Source organism: Janthinobacterium sp. LS2A (assembly GCF_036543145.1).
Lineage (GTDB): Bacteria > Pseudomonadota > Gammaproteobacteria > Burkholderiales > Burkholderiaceae_D > Janthinobacterium > Janthinobacterium aestuarii.
The window spans coordinates 38,614-58,015 of record NZ_JAZHPB010000010.1 but is presented as its reverse complement, the minus strand read 5'-3'; the positions used below and the strand labels follow the sequence as shown (position 1 = coordinate 58,015).

The window sequence follows — 19,402 nt, the reverse complement described above, 5'->3', positions numbered from 1 at the left end:
TCATAGCGCATTCCCGCGCGGCCGGGCGCCCTTTTGCACCGGGCCAGCGCCCCTCCCAGCCCCGCAAACCGGGGCTTTTGCTGCAATTTGGCAACGTCTTTTCAGATTGACAGAAACACCCTGCTGGCATATATTCCTCCCACTTGATCGGGAGAGGGCAACCCAGCGTTGCCGCCGAAGGGGCACTACCCAAAAACTCTCAGGCAAAAGGACCGATCAGGCGAACTGAAGCTGTTGCTTTGGCAACATCTTTAGCTCAACTCTGGAGAGCGGCCGCGGCTATTGCCGGCGGCCCACCGAAGGGGCGCACGGGGCAAGCCCCCGTAATCTCTCAGGTACAAAGGACAGGGGGGTCAGTGATCACGCTGGAAAGCCGTGTTTGGCTATTCTATGTTTTGTTAACTCCCCCTTTACCTTCGTCCCGAGGAATCCATGACGCTCAAAGCGACCCCACTCAACAACGCCCACCGTGCCCTCGGCGCCCGCATGGTCGATTTCGGCGGCTGGGACATGCCTGTCAACTACGGCTCGCAAATCGAAGAACACAACGCCGTGCGCGGCGACGCCGGCATGTTCGACGTGTCCCATATGTGCGTGGTCGATATCGAAGGTCCGAACGTGCGCGCCTTCCTGCGCGGCTTGCTGGCCAATAACGTCGACAAGCTGCAAGTGTCGGGCAAGGCCCTGTACTCGTGCATGTTGAATGCCGAAGGTACCGTCATCGATGACCTGATCGTCTACTTCTTCAATGAAAACTGGTTCCGCCTCGTCGTCAACGCGGGCACGGCTGAAAAAGACGTGGCCTGGATGCAGCAGCAAAATACCGGCACCAACAGCGGCCTGACGATCACGCAGCGCCGCGACGGCAATGACGCCATGGCCCTGGTGGCCGTGCAAGGCCCGAACGCGCGCGCCAAGGTGTGGCAAGTGCTGCCAGAAACGCAAGCCGCGTCCGAAGCCATCAAGCCGTTCAACGTCGTCATCGTCAAGGACACGCCATTTGGCGAAGTCATGCTGGCGCGCACCGGCTACACGGGCGAAGACGGTTTTGAAATCGGCGTGGCCGCGACCCAGGTGGAAGCGCTGTGGAATGCATTGATCGCCGCTGGCGTCAAGCCGGCCGGCCTCGGTGCGCGCGACACCCTGCGTCTGGAAGCGGGCATGAATCTGTACGGCCAGGACATGGATGAAACCGTCAACCCGCTCGACGCGGGCCTCGCATGGACCATCGACCTGGTCAGCGAGCGTGACTTCATCGGCAAGGCCGCCCTGCTGGCCAAAGGCCAGAATGCGCAATTCGTCGGCCTGATCCTGCGTGAAAAAGGCGGCGTGCTGCGCGCCCACCAGAAAGTCATCATCGCCGGTAACGAGCAAACAGGCGAAATCACGAGCGGCACCTTCAGCCCGACCATGCAGGAAGCAATCGCCCTGGCGCGCGTGCCCAACGGCGTCAACGTGGGCGACACCGTGCACGTGGAAATCCGCGGCAAGCAGCTTGCCGCCTCGGTAGTCAAGCTGCCTTTCGTGCGTAACGGTAAAATCCTGGCTGCGTAAGCGTATTTATAGAGCCGCCCGCAAGACCGTACAACCATAATCAATAACGAACATTTACCATCTGGAGCCACACATGAACATTCCTGCAGACCTGAAGTACACCGCTTCCCACGAATGGGTACGCCTGGAAGCCGACGGCACGATCACCGTCGGCATCACCGAGTACGCGCAGGACGCGCTGGGCGACATCGTCTTCGTCGAACTGCCTGACGTCGGCGCCACCTTCACCGCCGGCGACGACGCCGCCGTGGTGGAATCGGTCAAGGCGGCAAGCGACATCTATGCGCCGCTGTCGGGCGAAGTCGTGGCCGTCAACGACGACGTGGTCAATGCGCCTGAATCGATCAACGCCGATGCCTACGCCAACTGGCTGTTCAAGATCAAGCCAGCCGACGTGTCGGCCCTGGACGGCTTGCTCGACGCTGCCGCCTATGGCGCTACCACCAGCGCGTAATCGCGTTTGACTCACGGGCCGCGTTTGCGGCCCGTTTGCATTTAATTTTGTAGCTATGCCCCGGCGCCGCGCCCGCGCGCCGCATCCCGGTTTTTCAGTCTTTTTTGGCCTCTATATCATGACCCGCACCAGCCTGACCCAACTCGAAGCACGCGATGCCTTCATCGCCCGCCACATCGGCCCTTCCGCCACCGAACAGCAAGCCATGCTGGCGACCCTCGGCTATCCATCGCGCGCCGCGCTGATCGACGCCCTGGTACCGGCCAACATCCGCAACAAGGGCGCCCTGCCCCTGGGCGCGTACTCGCAGCCGATGCCGGAACAGGAAGCGCTGTCGCGCCTGAAAGCCATCGCCGGCAAGAACCAGGTGCTCAAATCCCTGATCGGCCAGGGCTACTACAACACGTTCACCCCTGGCGTCGTGTTGCGCAACATCTTTGAAAACCCGGCCTGGTACACGGCGTACACGCCTTACCAGCCAGAGATTTCGCAAGGCCGCCTGGAAGCGATTTTGAACTTCCAGCAAGTGATCACGGACCTGACCGGCATGGGCATCTCGAACGCCTCGATGCTGGACGAAGGCACGGCCGCCGCCGAAGCGATGACCCTGATCCAGCGCGTGGGTAAGTCGAAGTCGAACGTGCTGTACGTCGCCAACGACGTGCTGCCGCAAACCCTGGAAGTGGTGCAGACGCGCGCCCAGCCGATCGGCATCGAGGTGCGTACGTTCGACCCGGCTGAAATCGAGTCGCTCGACGCCTGTTTCGGCGTGCTGCTGCAATACCCTGGCGTGAACGGTGTCGTGCGCGACTACCGCGCCGGCGTGGAAAAACTGCATGCGAATGGCGCCATGGTCATCGTCGCGGCAGACCTGCTGGCCCTGACCATGCTCACGCCACCGGGCGAATGGGGCGCCGACGTCGTCGTCGGCAACAGCCAGCGCTTCGGCGTGCCGCTCGGTTTCGGCGGCCCGCACGCGGGCTATCTGTCCACGCGCGATGAATTCAAACGCAATATGTCGGGCCGCCTGGTCGGCGTGACCGTCGATGCGCAAGGCAACAAGGCGTATCGTCTGGCCCTGCAGACGCGCGAACAGCATATCCGCCGCGAAAAAGCGACGTCCAACATCTGCACGGCGCAAGTGCTGCTGGCCGTGATGGCCTCGATGTACGCCGTCTACCACGGCCCTGCCGGCCTGCTGCAGATCGCCCAGCGCGTGCACCGCTTTACGGGCGTGCTGGCGGCCAACCTGAAGACGCTCGGTTATGGCGTCGTCAACGCGAGCTACTTCGACACCCTGACCATCAATGTCGCCGATGCGGCGCAGCTGCACGCGACGGCCATGCACCACGGCGTCAACCTGCGCAAGATCGACAACACCCATGTCGGCGTGTCGCTCGACGAAACCACCACGCGCGATGATATCGCGCTGCTGTGGAAGGTCTTCGCGCACGGCCTGGCCAACGCGCCTGCCGCCCCGGACCTGGACGCCGTTGAAGCAAATGTGACCAGCGCGCTGCCGGCCAACCTGGCGCGCGAAAGCGCCTACCTGACCCACCCCGTCTTCAACAGCTACCACTCGGAACACGAAATGCTGCGCTACCTGCGCAGCCTGGCCGACAAGGACCTGGCGCTGGACCGCACCATGATCCCGCTCGGCTCGTGCACGATGAAGCTGAACGCCACGAGCGAGATGATTCCCGTCACCTGGCCAGAGTTCTCGAACATCCACCCGTTCGCGCCGGATGCACAAACGGTTGGCTACCGCGAAATGATCTCGCAGCTGGAAGAGATGCTGTGCGCGCTGACCGGCTACGCGGCCGTCTCGCTGCAGCCGAACGCCGGCTCGCAGGGCGAATACGCGGGTCTGCTGGTGATCAAGGCGTATCACGAATCGCGCGGCGAAGGCCACCGCAACATCTGTCTGATTCCATCGTCGGCGCACGGCACCAACCCGGCATCGGCCAATATGGTCGGCATGCAGGTCGTCGTCACCAGCTGCGACGCCAACGGCAACGTGGATCTGGCCGACCTGAAAGCCAAAGCGGAAAAGCACAGCGCCAACCTGGCTTGCGTGATGGTCACCTACCCATCGACCCACGGCGTGTTTGAAGAAGGCATCCAGGAACTGTGCGAAATCATCCACTCGCACGGCGGCCAGGTCTACATCGACGGCGCCAACATGAACGCGCTGGTCGGCGTGGCCGCTCCCGGCTCGTTCGGCGGCGACGTGTCGCACCTGAACCTGCACAAGACCTTCTGCATCCCGCACGGCGGTGGCGGACCAGGCGTCGGCCCGATCGGCGTGGGCGCCCACCTGGCGAAATTCCTGCCGAACCAGCGTTCAAGCGGCTACCAGCGCGACGCCGCCGGCATCGGCGCCGTCAGCGCCGCGCCATTCGGCTCGGCCAGCATCCTGCCGATTTCGTGGATGTACATCGCCATGATGGGCGCGGAAGGCTTGACGGCGGCCACCGAGACGGCGATCCTGGCGGCGAACTATATCGCGCGCCGCCTGGCGCCGCACTACCCCGTGCTGTATTCGGGCCACGACGGCCTGGTCGCGCACGAGTGCATCCTGGACCTGCGCCCGATCACGGACGCCACCGGCATCAGCAACGAAGACGTGGCCAAGCGTTTGATGGACTTCGGTTTCCATGCGCCAACCATGAGCTTCCCCGTGCCGGGCACGCTGATGATCGAGCCGACGGAAAGCGAATCGAAAGTGGAAATCGACCGCTTCATCGACGCCATGATCGCCATCCGCGCGGAAATCGCCAAGGTCGCCAGCGGTGAATTCGACCACGACGACAACCCTTTGAGGAACGCGCCGCACACGGCACAAGTCTTGATGTCGGACAGTTGGGATCGCAAGTACAGCCGTGAAATCGCGGCCTATCCGGTCGCGTCCCTGCGCCAGCGCAAATACTGGCCGCCGGTCGGCCGCGCCGACAACGTGTACGGCGACCGCAATCTGTTCTGCGGCTGCGCTCCGATCAGCTCTTACGAAGAAGAGTAAGCGCCACGCGCCCGCTTAGGCGGGCATGTCAGCGACAGAAAGGCAGGCCACGCGGCCTGCCTTTTTTCATGTTCGCATGAACATCACTGCGTAGGTCGGATTAGCGCGCAAGCGCGTAATCCGACACCACCACCGGCCTCGCCAACAATGTTGTCGGATTACGCTCCGCTAATCCGACCTACGCGGCCTACAACGCCAGCAAGACCGCGCCGGGCAAGCCCAGCACGGTGCCAAGTATCATCAGACACACGACATCGCGCCGCTCGCAGCGGGCGCGGTGCGAACTCCAGGCGGCGAACAGCAGCGCCACGGCAACGCCGCTGAGCGAAATTCCCACTTCCGTCATGCCAGCTCTCCCGTCATTGTCTCTTCCTTCATCGCTCTCATCCTTTTCATTGATTGAACAAGCTACCTACCGGTAGGCAGTAAGTGTACAATAAAAAACACGGCGGCGTCCATGCCCTGTTTTTTGACGATAAAAGGAATCGCAATGCAGCAGCAAACCACTCTCCCCGCCGCCAGTCTCGGGCTGGCGGCTTCCCTGGCTCTCGTGGCCGTGCTTGGTCCGGCAGGCATCGACATGTACCTGGCCTCGATGCCCGCCATGGCGCGCGAGCTGCACACCTCGTATGCGAATGTGCAGCTGAGCCTGACCTTCTTCCTGCTGGCACTCGGCGCAGGCCAATTGCTGTGCGGGCCGCTCACCGACATGCTGGGCCGGCGCCGTCCGCTGCTGGCCGGCATCGCCGTCTACATCGTGGCGGCCGTATGGGCGTCGCAGGCGGATCAATTGAGCACCCTGCTGCTGGCGCGCACCTTGCAGGGCCTGGGCGCGGCGCTGACCCTGGTCGTGGTGATGAGCATGGTGCGCGACGTGGCCGATGGGGTCAAAGCGGCGCAGCTGTTTGCCCTGTTGATGACCATTGTCGGTCTGGCGCCCGTGCTGGCGCCCGCCGTGGGCGGCTTGCTCGACGCGCACTACGGCTGGCGCGCCGTGATGCTGGCCCTGGCCGCGCTGGGCGCCTTGACCCTGCTCAATAGCGCGCTGTTCCTGCCGGAAACACTGCCCCGTGCCCGCCGCGTTTCGCCACGAGGCATGCACCGTACCTATGCGCGCATCGCACTGGACCGCGCCTTCCTGCTGCCCGCGCTGGCCCTGTCCGCCACTTTCTTTTTCCTGTTCGCGTATATCGGCGGCGCGTCGCTCGTGTACCAGCGCGACTTCGGCCTGTCCGCCAGCAGTTTCGGCCTCGTCTTTGGCGCGACGGGCGTGGCCGTGCTGCTGGGCGCCATGGCCAGCGGCCGGATGGTGGAACAGCATGGCGTGGCGCGCTTGAGCCTGGCGGGCAGCGTGGCCATGCTGGGCGGCGCGGCACTGGCCCTGCTCGGCGCGTGGGCGGGAGCGGGCATCGCCGCCGTCGTGCCGGGCATGTTCGTGGCCCTGTTTGGCCTCGGCATCGCGGAAGCGGCGCTGATGGCCATGGCCATGGGTTCGCAGCAGCGCGCACTCGGCTCCACGGCCGCCCTGCTGGGCGCCATCCAGATGACCTTGTCGTCCTTGGCCACGCCGCTGGCGGCCAGCCTGTCCGAATGGGGGCCGCTGCCCTGGCTGCTGTTCTTGACCGTGGCCGGCCTGCTGGTATCATGGCTGACCCTGGCCACTGCGCGCATCCATCCGGTCCATGCCGGCAGCCTGGGAGCGCACTGACGCTTCACCCAACCACTAGCCTCATATGAAGAAACGCTCGGCCTCGGCCGATAACATCTGCGCCGTCGCCGTCGTGCATTTTTCCGAACACGGCTACGACGCCTCGTCGCTCAGCGACATTGCCGCGCAGTCGGGCATGCGCAAGGCTTCGCTGTATTCGCACTTCGCCGGCAAGGACGCCCTCTTCCTCGACGTGTTTGCCGACGCGCTGGCCGAGGAACAAGCGTTCATGGATAGCTGCTTCGCCGATGAAGCGGCGCTGACGGCGCCCGGCGGCCTGCAGGCCGGCGCCCTGTATTGCGACCGCATGGCGCAGCGCTACGCCGACTCGGCCCATCTGCGCTTTTTGCTGCGCACGGCATATTTACCGCCCGCGCCCTTGCGCATCGAAGTCGGCACGGGATATGAAGCCCTGCTTGCGCAATTGCAGCAGCATTACGTGGCCAGCCTGGGCCGCATGGCGCCCGCCCTGGCGCCGCAACGCGTCGACCTGTACGCGCAAGCCTACCTGGGCATCGTCGACAGCCTGCACGTGGAACTGATCTACGCAGGCGGCGCCGCGCTGCAGCAGCGCCATGCAGCCCTGTGGCAGATATTGTCCGATTCACTGGCGATGGTGCAAACGGCTACGCCTTCCTCATGACATCATTCATTTCCTTCCTGCACACGTCTCCCGTGCATGTGGCCAGCTTCGCACGCCTTCTCGACACGCAGGCGCCAGGCATGGTCGCCGAACACCATGTGGATGAAGCGTTGCTGGCGGCGGCGCAGCAAGCCGGCGCCGATGAGGCCGCGCTGGAACGGCGCATCCACGCCGCCATGGCGGCTGCCGCTGCCAACGGGGCGGCCGTCGTGGTCTGCACGTGCTCCACCATCGGAGCCGCCGCCGAACGCACGCCGACCGGCGGACGCTACACCGCCATGCGCATCGACCGCGCCATGGCCGATACCGCCGTGCTGGCAGGCCCGCGCATCCTGGTCGTGGCGGCCTTGGCCAGCACGCTGGCGCCCACCACGCGCCTGTTGCAGGAATCGGCTGCCGCGCTGGACAGGCCTATCCAGTTGCAGTCGCTGCTGGCCGAAGGCGCGTGGACGCACTTCCAGGCTGGCGATCACGCGGCGTATATCGGCGCCATCACCGGCTGCATAATGACAGCCACGCCGGCGGCCGACGTGATCGTGCTGGCGCAAGCGTCGATGGCGCCGGCAGCGCAGGCACTGCAGGAACTGGGCGTGCCGGTGCTGTCGAGCCCATCGCTCGGTGTGGCGCGGGCGCTCGCGCAATTGCAGGCACCTTGACGTCAACATTACACTTTGGAAACCTAAGATTTCTTCAGTTGACACTCTTGCAGCCCATCCATAAGATGCCCTCATTATTCATTTACGGAGTCCCACGTGGGTACTTGTTCTAGTGACAGTAGCCGATCTTGTATCGGTGATTGCCTCGGCAGCTAAACAGCAAGCAACGCGGAACTCTCTTTCCTCCGTGCCTTGCTGAGCAAGGTGCGGTGTCTCGCGCGGCCAGTCCGGCTGCGCGCCTCCTCCCTCTTTCCGATCGCGACCGGCTACTGACCCGGATTGCCCGCCTGCGTCATGGTTCGCCATGTTGCGTCGGCGGCACGCAAGTCTTGCCTGCGGCTGCGCCGCCCGTCAACACCTCGCCGTGAAAGGAAGAGCCATGAATCTCTTCACCCGCTTATTCGAATCGTTCCTGCGCAAACGCCATACGGCCGGTCATTTCCGCCGCCGCGCCATGCCGCTGGAAAACAGCACGGCCCGCCCCGTGCCCGACCACCTGGCGCGCCAGCTGCTGGCCGCCGCCCATGAAGACCTCGACAGCGCCCTGAACCGCCTGCACACGCGCGTCGAAGGCTTGCGCGATGCCGAGGCGCAAGTCATCGGCGCGCAAACGGGCCCGAACGAGGTCGAGCATGAAAAGCCGCTGGCCTGGTACCAGCACCTGTGGCTGTGCTACAAGAATCCATTCAACCTGCTGCTCACCGTGCTGGCCATCGTGTCCTACCTCACGGAAGATCCGAAGGCGACCATCGTCATCGGCACCATGGTGATTTTGTCGACCTTGCTGCGTTTCGTGCAGGAAGGCCGCTCGAACCGCGCCGCCGAGCGCCTGAAAGCCATGGTCAGCAATACGGCCACCGTGCTGCGCAACGGCCAGCAGATCGAACTGCCGATCCGCCAACTGGTGCAGGGCGACATCATCGTGCTGTCGGCCGGCGACATGATCCCCGCCGATTGCCGTTTGCTTTCCGCAAAAGACCTGTTCGTCAGCCAGGCCGCCATGACCGGTGAATCCTTGCCGGTGGAAAAGATGGCCGAGCTGGCCGACGCCCATGGCAAAGATCCCATGGAACTGGCCAATTTGCTGTTCATGGGCACGAACGTGATTTCGGGCGCCGCCACGGCGCTGGTCCTGGCCACGGGCAATCGCACGTATTTTGGCACCATCGCCACGAGAGTGACGGCCACCGAGCGCACGCCGACGGCGTTCGAGGCGGGCGTGAACAGCGTCAGCTGGCTCTTGATCCGCTTCGCCCTCGTGATGGCGCCGCTCGTGTTCCTCATCAATGGCTGGACCAAGGGCGACTGGATGGAAGCTTTCCTGTTTGCCCTCTCTGTCGCTGTCGGCCTGACGCCGGAAATGCTGCCCATGATCGTCACCAGCACCCTGGCCAAGGGCGCCGTGAAACTATCGAAAAAGAAAGTCGTCGTCAAGCGCCTCGATGCGATCCAGAACTTCGGCGCCATGGATGTGCTGTGCACGGACAAGACGGGCACCTTGACGCAAGACAAGATCGTGCTTGAGCGTCACACGGACGTGTTCGGCCAACCGTCCGATGAAGTGCTGCAATTTGCCTATTTGAACAGCCACTACCAGACCGGCCTGAAAAATCTGCTGGACCGCGCCGTGCTCGACCATGTGGAATTGCAGACGGAAATGCAGCTGGCCCGCGATTACGTGAAAGTCGATGAAATCCCGTTCGATTTCGTGCGCCGCCGCATGTCCGTCGTCGTTTCCGAAAAAAATGATCATCATGAGCTGATCTGCAAGGGCGCCGTCGAGGAAATCCTCGCCGCCTGCAGCCATCTGCGCCTGGGCGGCGTGAACATTCCCCTCGATCCTGCCCTGCTGGACAAGGTGCTGGAAACCACGCATGGCCTCAATGCGGAAGGCTTGCGCGTGGTGGCCGTGGCCGTCAAGGAAGTGCCGCCGCATAAAACCGTGTATGGCGTGGCCGATGAAACGGCGCTGACCCTGATCGGCTACGTGGCCTTCCTCGATCCGCCGAAGGAATCGACGGCACCCGCCCTGCGCGCGCTGGCCGAACACGGCGTGACCGTGAAAGTCTTGACGGGCGACAACCACCTCGTGACGGCGAAGATCTGCCGCGAAGTGGGCCTGGCCGTGCATGGCGTGCTGCAAGGCCCGCAGCTCGATGACATGGACGACGCCACCCTGGCGCAGGCGGCAGAGGACAACACCGTGTTTGCCAAGCTCAGCCCGCTGCACAAGGAGCGCCTCGTGCGCGCGCTGCGCGGCAATGGCCATATCGTCGGCTTCATGGGCGACGGCATCAACGACGCGCCCGCCCTGCGCGCGGCCGACATCGGCATTTCCGTCGATTCGGCCGTCGATATCGCCAAGGAAGCGGCCGACATCATCCTGCTGGAAAAGAGCCTGATGGTGCTGGAAGAAGGCGTGCTGGAAGGCCGGCGCACCTTCAGCAACATGCTCAAATATATCCGCATGACGGCCAGCTCGAACTTCGGCAATGTGTTTTCCGTGCTGGTGGCCAGCGCCTTTTTACCGTTCCTGCCGATGCTGCCGCTGCACTTGCTGGTGCAAAACCTGCTGTACGACGTGTCGCAGATCGCCATCCCGTTCGACAATGTCGATGCCGAGCTGATCCAGCAGCCGCTGAGCTGGAATCCGCGCGACATCGGCCGCTTCATGGTGTTCTTCGGACCCATCAGCTCGATCTTCGACATCAGCACGTTTATCCTGATGTGGCATGTGTTCGGCGCCAATACGCCCGAGCAGCAGACACTGTTCCAGTCCGGCTGGTTCGTCGTGGGGCTGCTGACGCAAACCTTGATCGTGCACCTGATCCGCACGCCCAAGCTGCCGTTCATCGACAGCATCGCATCCGTGCCCCTGCTGGTGGCCACCACCGCCATCATGGCCGTGGGCGTCTTCCTGCCGATGGGTCCGCTGGCGACCTACTTCAAGCTGCAAGCCTTGCCGCTCGGATATTTCCCATGGCTGCTGGGCATCCTCGTCTGCTACACGGTGCTGACAACGTTCATGAAGCGCGTGTATCTGCGCAAATTCGGCTGGCAATAGTATGATGAGCCGCTCTTTCTCCTCACAAAGGTACGCATGAGCGGCTCCCCCCTTTACAAACGTAATCTCGCCCTGCTGCTGTCGGGTCTCGTGTTTCCCGGCAGCGGGCATTTTGTATTGAAACGCAAGGCGCGCGGCTGCCTCTTCCTCGTGCCGGCCCTGGTCGCGCTCGTGCTCGTATTACGCCAGATCATGGCACGTTTGGACCAGGTAATGGCACAGATCGACAGCGGCGCCCTGCCTCTCGACGTGCAGCTGATCGTGGAAAAGGTCGATGCGCTGTCCGCCAATGACGGCCCGGCCATGACAGTGGCCGTGGGCGTCATGGTGGCGTGCTGGGTAGCCAGCCTCATCGACACCTTCCTGATCAAGCCATGACGGAAGAAGCGGTCGCGCGCAAAGCACGCAAGGAAGCCAAGATGCAGGCGCGCCGCGCGCAGCAGGCGCTCAGCCGCCAGGACCACGGCGGCCCGCTGGCCTGGCGCGGCTGGTTCGACGGTTCCGCCCACCCGAATCCGGGCAAACTGGGCATAGGCGCACTGCTCCTGGGGCCGAACGGCGAACGCATCGAAGTGAGCGAGTCGGCCGGGTATGGCAGCAGCAGCGACGCGGAATACGCGGCCCTGACGGCCGTGCTGCAAGCGGCACTCAAGGTGCGCCCGCCGCCCGTGCAGTTGCTGCTGTTCGGCGACAGCCAGGTGGTGATCAATGACGTGCTGGGAACGACGCCGGTCGGCGCCAAGGGACTGGAAACGCAAAGGGCCACCGTAGTGGCCCTGCTGGAACAATTCAATGAGGTCAGCTTGCGCTGGCTGCCGCGCCACCGCAATGGCGAGGCGGACCGGCTGTCGCAGCTGGCGGTCGATCGGGGGTCAGACCCGCCGGGTCTGACCCCAGCAGTTGATGTAGGGCCTAAGTCCCCCCGGCAACCATCAAATTAAGCAACGCGGCCGATCCGCAAGGCTTCTCGCTGCGCCTTGGCTGCCGGGCGCTTGGCACCCTTCAAACCGCTGACACTGGCCTGCTGGCCATTCAGTTTGAATACGCTGACCACTTGCGCCAGGTTATGCGCCTGGTGCTGCATCGATTCGGCGGCGGCCGCCGACTCTTCCACGAGCGCCGCATTTTGCTGCGTGACGGCATCCATCTGGCCGATGGCGCGGTTGATCTCGTCGATGCCCACGCTTTGCTCGCTGCTCGCTGCCGTGATTTCCGTGATGATGTCGCTCACGCGTTGCACACTGTCAACGATATCGGTCATGGTCGAACCGGCTTGTGCCACCAGCATGCTGCCCGCGTTGACTTGCTCCACGGATGCGCCGATCAGGGTCTTGATTTCTTTCGCCGCTGAAGCGGAACGTTGCGCCAGGTTGCGCACTTCGGACGCGACGACGGCAAAGCCACGGCCCTGCTCGCCGGCGCGTGCCGCTTCCACGGCCGCGTTCAGCGCCAGGATATTCGTCTGGAAGGCGATGCCGTCGATGACACTGATAATGTCGACGATCTTGTTCGACGAAGCGTTGATCGATTCCATCGTGCCCACCACCTGCGCCACGACTTCGCCACCCTTGACGGCCACTTGCGCGGCCGATGCCGCCAACTGGTTGGCCTGGCGCGCATTGTCCGCATTCTGTTTCACGGTCGACGTCAGCTCTTCCATCGACGACGCTGTCTCTTCCAAGGAACCGGCCTGCTCTTCCGTGCGGGAAGACAGATCTTGGTTGCCGGCGGCGATTTCCGTCGACGAGGTGGCGATGCTGTCCGTGCCCGTACGCACTTCGCTGACGATGTTCAGCAAGCTCGTGTTCATATCCTTCAACGCTTGCAGCAATTGTCCGGTTTCATCCTTGGAGCTGGCGTCGATTTGCGCCGTCAAGTCGCCATCGGCCACCTTGCGGGCAATCTCCACGGCCGTGCGCAGGGGACGCACGATGCCCATCGTCAACAGCCAAGCGCAGACGACGCCAAAGACCAGCGCCAGCACGGCCAGGGTCAGCAGCAAGTTGCGGCTCGTCTTGGCGACCTCGTCGATCTCGCGCGCGGTTTTATCGATGCTGGCACGCTGGTGCTGCAGCATGTCGTTGACCACTTTCAGGTACTTCGTCGAACCGGGCACGAAGATGCCCTGGAACGCTTGCTCCGCTTCCGCTTCCTGTCCATCCGCCTTCAGCTTCGATACTTGCGCGCGCGAATCGAGGTAAACCTTGCGCTGTTCGCTCACGAGGCGGAACAGTTCCTTTTCTTCCGGGCTGGAAATCAAGGCTTCGATTTTCTTTTGCAATTCGCCCGAAACCACCGACGATTGCTTGGCCTCTTCCGCAAAATATGCGCCCAAGGTCGTATCGCTGCTGCGCGCGATGGCCGTGGTACGGCGCACGCCGCTGTCGATTTTCGCGTACCAGTCGGAAATATAGCGTTCCTTCGTCAGCGGCAATTCCATCATGGAACGCGTGGCCGTGGCCACGTCATGCAAGCGCCACACGCTGATGCCCGTGATGAGCATGGAAAACAGCAAGATCACGGCAAAACCCAGGCCGAGGCGCACACCAATACTGACGTTTCTTAACAAATTCATGTGAATATCCTAAAAAAGCGGAACCAGACTATATAAAAGGGGAACAGCAGAAAGCGGCTGCACGGGGCAGCCGCGGCGCCATCAGCGTGTGCCGATGCGCAAGGCGGTTTGCGAAGTTGCCGGGCGTCTCAGCGTCTGCTGGCCATTCAATTTAAAGACGCTGACGACTTGCGCCAGGTTATGCGCCTGGTGCTGCATCGATTCGGCGGCGGCGGCCGACTCTTCCACCAGGGCCGCATTTTGCTGCGTGACGGCATCCATCTGGCCGATGGCGCGGTTGATCTCGTCGATGCCCACGCTTTGCTCGCTGCTGGCCGCCGTGATTTCCGTGATGATGTCGCTCACGCGCTGCACACTGTCAACGATATCGGTCATGGTCGAACCGGCTTGCGCCACCAGCATGCTGCCCGCGTTGACTTGCTCCACGGAAGCGCCGATCAGGGTCTTGATCTCCTTTGCGGCCGAAGCCGAACGCTGGGCCAGGTTGCGCACTTCGGACGCCACGACGGCAAAGCCGCGGCCCTGCTCGCCGGCGCGCGCCGCTTCCACGGCCGCATTCAGGGCCAGGATATTCGTCTGGAAGGCTATACCATCGATGACACTGATAATGTCGACGATCTTGTTAGACGAAGCGTTGATCGATTCCATCGTGCCCACCACCTGCGCCACGACTTCGCCACCCTTGACGGCCACTTGCGCGGCCGATGCCGCCAGCTGGTTCGCCTGGCGCGCATTGTCCGCATTCTGTTTCACGGTACTGGTCAGCTCTTCCATCGATGACGCTGTTTCTTCCAGCGAACCGGCCTGCTCTTCCGTGCGGGAAGACAGGTCCTGGTTACCTGCGGCAATCTGTGTCGACGAGGTCGCGATGCTGTCCGTACCGCTGCGCACTTCGCCGACGATGTTGAGCAGGCTCGTGTTCATGTCCTTCAACGCTTGCAGCAATTGCCCGGTTTCATCGTTGGCGCTGGCGTCGATCTGCGCCGTCAAGTCGCCATCGGCTACCTTGCGGGCAATCTCCACGGCCGTGCGCAAGGGACGCACAATGCCCATCGTCAACAACCAGGCGCAGACGACGCCAAAGCCCAGCGCCAGCACGGCCAGCACCAGCAGCAGGTTGCGGCTGGTAGTGGCGACGGCGTCGATCTCGCGCGCCGTCGTGTCGATGCTGGCGCGCTGGTGTTCCAGCAAGTCCAGCACCATCTTCTGGTACTTGGCGGCGGCCGGCACGAAGGTCTTTTCAAACACCTCGTTGGCGGCATCGACCTGCGCTTCGCCCTTCAGCTTGTAGACCTGGTCGCGCGAACCGATATACACCTTGCGCTGTTCCAGCAAGCCCGCGAACATGGCTTTTTCTTCCGGCTTGTCGATCAGCGCCTCGATTTTCTTTTGCAGTTCAGCCGAGCTGGACGACGACACTTTCGATTCTTCGGCGAAATAGCCGCTGAGCGAGGTATCGCTGCTGCGGGCAATGGCGATGGTACGGCGCACGGCGCTGTCGATGCGGCCATACCAGTCGGAAATATAGCGTTCCTTGGCCAGCGGCTGCTCCATCATGACGCGCGTGGAACTGGCCACGTCATGCAGGCGCCAGACGCTGATGCCCGTAATAAGCATGGAAAACAGCAAGATCACGGCAAAACCGAGTCCGAGGCGGACGCCGATGCTGACGTTGCGTAATACATTCATGTGACTATCCTAAAAAGCCCTGATGCAGCGCGCCGAACGGCTGATGGCATCCCTTGAAGCGCTGCGTGGCTGCGCTATCAATGCGGGCATGAAAAGTGAAACCAAAGTGAAACTGGCGCACGGTTCGGCTGAACCGTGCGCCAGGAAAGGCGCTAGCGTGCGCCTTGCAGAAAAACCAAGCAATGTCGAGAGTCAATTGTTTCCGACAAAGCCAATCAAAATGACCGGCGGGGAAAAATCAGGCGGCCAATTTTTCGATCAAGCCCATGTCGGCACTAGACATCAGCTGGTCGATATCGACCAGGATCAGCATGCGCTCGTCGATGGTGCCCAGGCCGATCACGTATTCCGTGTTGATCGAACGGCCCATGTCCGGCGCCGGCTTGATCTGCTCGGGCATCAGGGTGGTGACGTCGGAAACGCGGTCGACGACCATGCCGACGACGCGGTTGCCGATGTTGAGGATGATGACGACGGTGAACTGGTCATAGCTGGGCGTGCCCAGGTTGAACTTGATGCGCATGTCGACGATCGGCACGATGATGCCGCGCAAGTTGACCACGCCCTTGACGAACTCGGGGGCGTTGGCGATGCGGGTCGGCGTTTCGTAGCTGCGGATTTCGCTGACTTTCTGGATGTCGATGCCATATTCTTCCTGGCCCAGGGTAAAGGCCAGGTATTCGGCAGCCTTGGCAACGGTTGCGCCAGTATCGCTGGAATTGGTGTTCATGATAATCCTTTCGTTAACTCGCCTGGGGCGCAGGCCAGGGCGCGCTGCATGCAAGCCCTGGATGTGACGCGCCAAGCACGATGGAATGGCTGTCACTTGTATGTTTTTGCAAATACTTTCTCGCAATTAGCTTATGCTTCTAATTTCCGTGCGGCAATGTTACCCCATGTAAATTTTACATGCACTAAAAAAGAGCATTCGTCTGACCAGTGCTTTTCAAAAATACAATTTATGTGGCAAATACGGCACGCCGAAGTGCCGGGCGCCCCGCCCCACGCGGCGGCGTTTTATGCCACACTGGCGGCCCCTGCTTTTTTACGACTTTGAACCATGCATTCTTTGCTTTCCCAATGGCAACCACGTCTGCTGGCGCTGGCCACGGCCGGCCTGGGCGATGACAGCGCCCACGACATCAGCCATCTGCACCGTGTCTGGCGCAATGCCAGCGTCCTGCTGGAAGAATATGCGCAGGCCGACGCCCTCACCGTGATGGCAGCGTGCTACCTGCACGACCTGGTCAACTTGCCGAAAAACCATCCCGAGCGCCACCTGGCCTCGCGCCAGGCGGCCGCGCTGGCTTGCCGCCAGCTGGCGGAACTGGATTTCCCTGCAGAAAAATTGGCCGGCGTGGCCCACGCCATCGAGACACACAGTTTTTCCGCCAACCTGCCGCCGCACACGATCGAAGCGCAGATCGTGCAGGACGCCGACCGCATCGACGCGCTGGGCGCCGTGGGACTGGCGCGCCTGTTCTATACGGCCGCGCGCATGAATAGCGCGCTCGCGCACGGCACGGATCCGCTGGCCGCGCATCGCCCGCTCGATGACAAGGCCTACGCGCTCGACCATATCGTCACCAAGCTCGACAAATTGCCCGGCAAGATGCAGACGGCGGCGGGCCGCGCGCTGGCCGAACGGCGGCTGGCCGTGCTGACGGATTTCCGCGCCGCCTTCGCTGACGAATGGGGAATGAGCACATAAGCCTGGTGGCGATAGCCAGCAGCACGCATGCTATCTATAATGCAAGCCTCAGCTATCGCGCCGCGCGTCAGCAGAAAACTGCAAGACGCCGGCGCAATACCAACGCGCCGAAAGCATGCATGTCCGATCAAACCAGCCCCGACAGCCATTCCCCGTCATCGCCCGCCGCGCCCGCGCGCGCCGGCAACCTCAATTTCATCCTCGTCTGCGTCTTCATCGACATGCTGGGCATCGGCCTCGTGGTGCCCGTGCTGCCCATCCTGATCGGCAATTTTGTCGACGGCAAGGATGCGCAGGCGTTCTGGTACGGCATCATGGCGGCCCTCTTCGGCTTGCTGCAGTTCATCTTCATGCCCATGCTGGGCGCCATCAGCGACCGCGTGGGACGCCGTCCCGTGCTGCTGTACTCGATGGCCGGCATGGGCATCAACTTTCTCGCCACGGGCTGGGCGCCGAACCTGGCCTGCCTGTTCATCGGCAGGGTCATCGGCGGCGTCTCGTCGGCCAGCATGTCGGTCGCGTCCGCCTATGCCTCCGACGTTTCCACGCCCGACAACCGGGCCAAGAGCTTCGGCAAGATCGGCGCCGCCTTCGGCCTGGGCTTCATTTGCGGGCCCATGCTGGGAGGCCTGCTGGGCGAAATCGATCTGCGCCTGCCGTTTTACGTGGCGGCTGGCCTGTCGGCGGCCAATTTCATCTACGGCTATTTCTGTGTGCCCGAATCGCTGCAGCCGGGCCCGCGCGCGCCGTTCACCCTGGCCCGCATCAACCCGTTTGCCGCGCTGCTGAAACTGGTGCGCCGCGTGGAGATCCGCGGCCTGGTGCTGGCCTTCGGCCTGATGACGTTTGCGCAAATGATGCTCAACACTACGTGGGTGCTGTACACGCACTTCCGCTTCGACTGGACGCCGCGCCAGAACGGCATCGCCCTGTTCTGCGTGGGCCTGTGCGCAGCCGTCGTGCAGGCGGGCTTGCTGGGCATACTCATCAAACGCTTTGGCGAAGTGCGCTTATCCCTGCTGGGCATGGCGTCGGGCGCCCTCACCTACCTGCTGTACGGACTGGCCACGCAAGGCTGGATGATGTATGCGCTCATCCTGTGCAACCTGCTGGCCTTTGCCGCCGGCCCGGCCCTGCAAGGCATCATCTCGAAGTCATCAAACGCCAGCGAACAGGGAGAACTGATGGGCTCCCTGCAATCGATCAGCAGCCTGGGCATCATCCTCATGCCTTTGCTGGGCAGCATGATCCTCGGTGAAGTGAGCCATTTGCCGCCGCAGGACTGGCGCATCGGCAGCACCTTCTACCTGTGCGCCATCATGCAAACCCTGGGCATCCTCGTGGCCTGGCGCTACTTCAAGGCGCAGCGCCTGGCCAGACTTGCGGTTTCCACCACAAAGTAGCCGCGGGGATAATATTGTATTTGAGAAATAAATAGGCGAGAATGGGATAATCAGCGGGGCGTTACCGACGCCCGGCATTCGATGGCAAGCAAGGATGGGTATGACTGACTTTTATTCCAGCGCCTGGCGCCGAACCATGGCCATGCTGGCGCTGGCGCTGCCGTCCCTGGCGGGCGCGCAATGCTCGCGCGACATCCAGGTGCCCGTCTCGGCGATCGGCGCCAGCGTGGTCGTCAGTGGCGCCACGATCAGCGGCATCTATCCCGACTTGCTGCGCAGCATGGGCGCCAAGCTCGGCTGCAACTTTGTCTTCACGGCCGTGCCCCGCGCGCGCCTGGAAGCGATGTTCGAAGCGGGCAAGGCCGACTTGCTGATCCCGGCCAGCAGCACGCCGCGGCGCGACCAGCATGGCCTGTTCATCCCGCTGATGGGCAGCCGTCCGCTGCTGATCTCGCTGCAGGGCACGCGCGCACCCATCAACACCATGCAGGAACTGATCGACCGGCGCGAATTGCGCGTGGCGCTCGTGCGCGGCTACGACTATGGCGCACCGTACCAGGCGCTGGCCAAGGAATTGAGCAGCCAGGGACGCCTGTTCTACGAAGTCGACGCGCTCTCCGTGGCACGTCTGATGCAAAGCGGCTTCATCGATGCCACCATCATGGCCCCCACCATCCTCGCCGGCGTGGCGCAAAACGATGCGCGCGTGTATGGCCTGGCCGACCGATTGCGCCTGGAAGCGCTGCCGGAATTGCCGTGGGGCATGAGCGGCGCCTACCTGTCGCGCAAGTCGCTGACGACGGAAGATCAGGCCACCTTGCGCGAACTGCTGGAAAAGGCGGGCCGCTCGGGCGTCCTGATGGAAGGTTTCCAGCGCCACCACCGCCAGGAATTGTTATCGCAGAGCATACGTCCCCGTTAAGGCC

18 protein-coding genes and 2 riboswitches are annotated in these 19,402 nt (G+C 62.8%); of the genes, 13 read left to right on the top strand and 5 right to left on the bottom strand.

All coding sequences use genetic code 11. From position 1 onward, the window contains the following. The first annotated feature begins 138 nt into the window (after positions 1-138). Positions 139-225, top strand: a riboswitch (glycine riboswitch). A gap of 27 nt (positions 226-252) precedes the next feature. After that, positions 253-358: riboswitch (glycine riboswitch) on the top strand. A 74-nt stretch (positions 359-432) separates the two neighbouring features. From gcvT to gcvP, 3 genes are all read left to right on the top strand, one after another. Next, a complete protein-coding gene (gene gcvT / locus V3C40_RS24095) occupies positions 433-1,554 on the top strand; it encodes a glycine cleavage system aminomethyltransferase GcvT (protein WP_331778719.1) in 1,122 nt (373 codons plus the stop codon). Between the two features lie 73 nt (positions 1,555-1,627). Continuing rightward, positions 1,628-2,008: a glycine cleavage system protein GcvH gene (gene gcvH / locus V3C40_RS24090; protein ID WP_034752282.1), complete on the top strand. Its 381-nt coding sequence runs from the start codon at positions 1,628-1,630 to the stop codon at positions 2,006-2,008. Between the two features lie 118 nt (positions 2,009-2,126). After that, positions 2,127-5,027, top strand: coding sequence for an aminomethyl-transferring glycine dehydrogenase (gene gcvP, locus V3C40_RS24085; RefSeq protein ID WP_331778718.1), 2,901 nt, complete (start codon positions 2,127-2,129; stop codon positions 5,025-5,027). 187 nt (positions 5,028-5,214) lie between these two features. Here the strand turns inward: gcvP and V3C40_RS24080 are convergent, their stop codons facing one another. After that, on the bottom strand, positions 5,215-5,373 hold the full coding sequence (locus V3C40_RS24080; RefSeq protein ID WP_331778717.1) for a hypothetical protein: 159 nt from the start codon (positions 5,371-5,373) through the stop codon (positions 5,215-5,217). A gap of 144 nt (positions 5,374-5,517) precedes the next feature. On the opposite strand from V3C40_RS24080, the gene V3C40_RS24075 reads away from it, so the two are divergent. The 6 genes from V3C40_RS24075 to V3C40_RS24050 all read left to right on the top strand — a co-directional run bounded on the left by V3C40_RS24075 (position 5,518) and on the right by V3C40_RS24050 (position 12,039). Then, positions 5,518-6,735: a Bcr/CflA family efflux MFS transporter gene (locus V3C40_RS24075; protein WP_219328417.1), complete on the top strand. Its 1,218-nt coding sequence runs from the start codon at positions 5,518-5,520 to the stop codon at positions 6,733-6,735. Between the two features lie 25 nt (positions 6,736-6,760). Beyond that, the gene (locus V3C40_RS24070) at positions 6,761-7,378 is read left to right on the top strand and encodes a TetR/AcrR family transcriptional regulator (RefSeq protein ID WP_331778716.1); all 618 of its coding nucleotides are present in this window, start codon (positions 6,761-6,763) and stop codon (positions 7,376-7,378) included. Next, positions 7,375-8,034 carry an Asp/Glu/hydantoin racemase gene (locus tag V3C40_RS24065; protein WP_070304002.1) on the top strand — a complete coding sequence of 220 codons (660 nt, stop codon included), beginning with the start codon at positions 7,375-7,377 and terminating at the stop codon, positions 8,032-8,034. Before V3C40_RS24070 ends, V3C40_RS24065 begins: the two co-directional genes overlap by 4 nt. A gap of 379 nt (positions 8,035-8,413) precedes the next feature. Then, positions 8,414-11,098 (top strand): magnesium-translocating P-type ATPase, encoded by a 2,685-nt coding sequence (gene mgtA / locus V3C40_RS24060; protein WP_331778715.1) that lies wholly within the window; start codon positions 8,414-8,416, stop codon positions 11,096-11,098. 36 nt (positions 11,099-11,134) lie between these two features. Beyond that, a complete protein-coding gene (locus V3C40_RS24055) occupies positions 11,135-11,476 on the top strand; it encodes a hypothetical protein (protein ID WP_331778714.1) in 342 nt (113 codons plus the stop codon). Further along, entirely contained in the window at positions 11,473-12,039 is a 567-nt protein-coding gene (locus tag V3C40_RS24050; protein WP_331778713.1) for a ribonuclease HI family protein, read from the top strand. Before V3C40_RS24055 ends, V3C40_RS24050 begins: the two co-directional genes overlap by 4 nt. Here the strand turns inward: V3C40_RS24050 and V3C40_RS24045 are convergent. From V3C40_RS24045 to V3C40_RS24030, 4 genes are all read right to left on the bottom strand, one after another. Continuing rightward, positions 12,036-13,673 (bottom strand): methyl-accepting chemotaxis protein, encoded by a 1,638-nt coding sequence (locus V3C40_RS24045; RefSeq protein WP_331778712.1) that lies wholly within the window; start codon positions 13,671-13,673, stop codon positions 12,036-12,038. The genes V3C40_RS24050 and V3C40_RS24045 overlap by 4 nt on opposite strands. An 81-nt stretch (positions 13,674-13,754) precedes the next feature. Further along, positions 13,755-15,362, bottom strand: a complete 1,608-nt coding sequence (locus V3C40_RS24040; protein WP_219328412.1) for a methyl-accepting chemotaxis protein — start codon at positions 15,360-15,362, stop codon at positions 13,755-13,757. A 4-nt stretch (positions 15,363-15,366) separates the two neighbouring features. After that, positions 15,367-15,558: a hypothetical protein gene (locus V3C40_RS24035; protein ID WP_331778711.1), complete on the bottom strand. Its 192-nt coding sequence runs from the start codon at positions 15,556-15,558 to the stop codon at positions 15,367-15,369. A gap of 42 nt (positions 15,559-15,600) precedes the next feature. Beyond that, positions 15,601-16,092, bottom strand: a complete 492-nt coding sequence (locus tag V3C40_RS24030) for a chemotaxis protein CheW (RefSeq protein ID WP_034752308.1) — start codon at positions 16,090-16,092, stop codon at positions 15,601-15,603. A 48-nt stretch (positions 16,093-16,140) separates the two neighbouring features. Between V3C40_RS24030 and V3C40_RS24025 the strand changes: the two genes are divergently transcribed. From V3C40_RS24025 to V3C40_RS24010, 4 genes are all read left to right on the top strand, one after another. After that, positions 16,141-16,419 carry a hypothetical protein gene (locus V3C40_RS24025; RefSeq protein ID WP_139143373.1) on the top strand — a complete coding sequence of 93 codons (279 nt, stop codon included), beginning with the start codon at positions 16,141-16,143 and terminating at the stop codon, positions 16,417-16,419. Positions 16,420-16,422: 3 nt separating this feature from the next. Continuing rightward, positions 16,423-17,073, top strand: a complete 651-nt coding sequence (locus V3C40_RS24020; RefSeq protein ID WP_331778710.1) for an HD domain-containing protein — start codon at positions 16,423-16,425, stop codon at positions 17,071-17,073. Between the two features lie 119 nt (positions 17,074-17,192). Then, positions 17,193-18,476: a TCR/Tet family MFS transporter gene (locus tag V3C40_RS24015; protein ID WP_070303117.1), complete on the top strand. Its 1,284-nt coding sequence runs from the start codon at positions 17,193-17,195 to the stop codon at positions 18,474-18,476. Positions 18,477-18,576: 100 nt separating this feature from the next. Further along, positions 18,577-19,398 carry a substrate-binding periplasmic protein gene (locus tag V3C40_RS24010; RefSeq protein WP_331778709.1) on the top strand — a complete coding sequence of 274 codons (822 nt, stop codon included), beginning with the start codon at positions 18,577-18,579 and terminating at the stop codon, positions 19,396-19,398. The last annotated feature ends 4 nt before the right edge of the window (positions 19,399-19,402 follow it).

Coding starts and splice junctions, on each gene's coding strand:
- V3C40_RS24075 (WP_219328417.1), top strand. CDS start 5,518: ATGCAGCAGCAAACCACTCTCCCCGCCGCCAGTCTCGGGCTGGCGGCT.
- V3C40_RS24040 (WP_219328412.1), bottom strand. CDS start 15,362: ATGAATGTATTACGCAACGTCAGCATCGGCGTCCGCCTCGGACTCGGT.
- V3C40_RS24065 (WP_070304002.1), top strand. CDS start 7,375: ATGACATCATTCATTTCCTTCCTGCACACGTCTCCCGTGCATGTGGCC.
- V3C40_RS24025 (WP_139143373.1), top strand. CDS start 16,141: ATGCAAGCCCTGGATGTGACGCGCCAAGCACGATGGAATGGCTGTCAC.
- V3C40_RS24010 (WP_331778709.1), top strand. CDS start 18,577: ATGACTGACTTTTATTCCAGCGCCTGGCGCCGAACCATGGCCATGCTG.
- V3C40_RS24070 (WP_331778716.1), top strand. CDS start 6,761: ATGAAGAAACGCTCGGCCTCGGCCGATAACATCTGCGCCGTCGCCGTC.
- gcvH (WP_034752282.1), top strand. CDS start 1,628: ATGAACATTCCTGCAGACCTGAAGTACACCGCTTCCCACGAATGGGTA.
- mgtA (WP_331778715.1), top strand. CDS start 8,414: ATGAATCTCTTCACCCGCTTATTCGAATCGTTCCTGCGCAAACGCCAT.
- V3C40_RS24045 (WP_331778712.1), bottom strand. CDS start 13,673: ATGAATTTGTTAAGAAACGTCAGTATTGGTGTGCGCCTCGGCCTGGGT.
- gcvT (WP_331778719.1), top strand. CDS start 433: ATGACGCTCAAAGCGACCCCACTCAACAACGCCCACCGTGCCCTCGGC.
- V3C40_RS24080 (WP_331778717.1), bottom strand. CDS start 5,373: ATGACGGAAGTGGGAATTTCGCTCAGCGGCGTTGCCGTGGCGCTGCTG.
- V3C40_RS24055 (WP_331778714.1), top strand. CDS start 11,135: ATGAGCGGCTCCCCCCTTTACAAACGTAATCTCGCCCTGCTGCTGTCG.
- V3C40_RS24020 (WP_331778710.1), top strand. CDS start 16,423: ATGCATTCTTTGCTTTCCCAATGGCAACCACGTCTGCTGGCGCTGGCC.
- V3C40_RS24030 (WP_034752308.1), bottom strand. CDS start 16,092: ATGAACACCAATTCCAGCGATACTGGCGCAACCGTTGCCAAGGCTGCC.
- V3C40_RS24015 (WP_070303117.1), top strand. CDS start 17,193: ATGTCCGATCAAACCAGCCCCGACAGCCATTCCCCGTCATCGCCCGCC.
- gcvP (WP_331778718.1), top strand. CDS start 2,127: ATGACCCGCACCAGCCTGACCCAACTCGAAGCACGCGATGCCTTCATC.
- V3C40_RS24050 (WP_331778713.1), top strand. CDS start 11,473: ATGACGGAAGAAGCGGTCGCGCGCAAAGCACGCAAGGAAGCCAAGATG.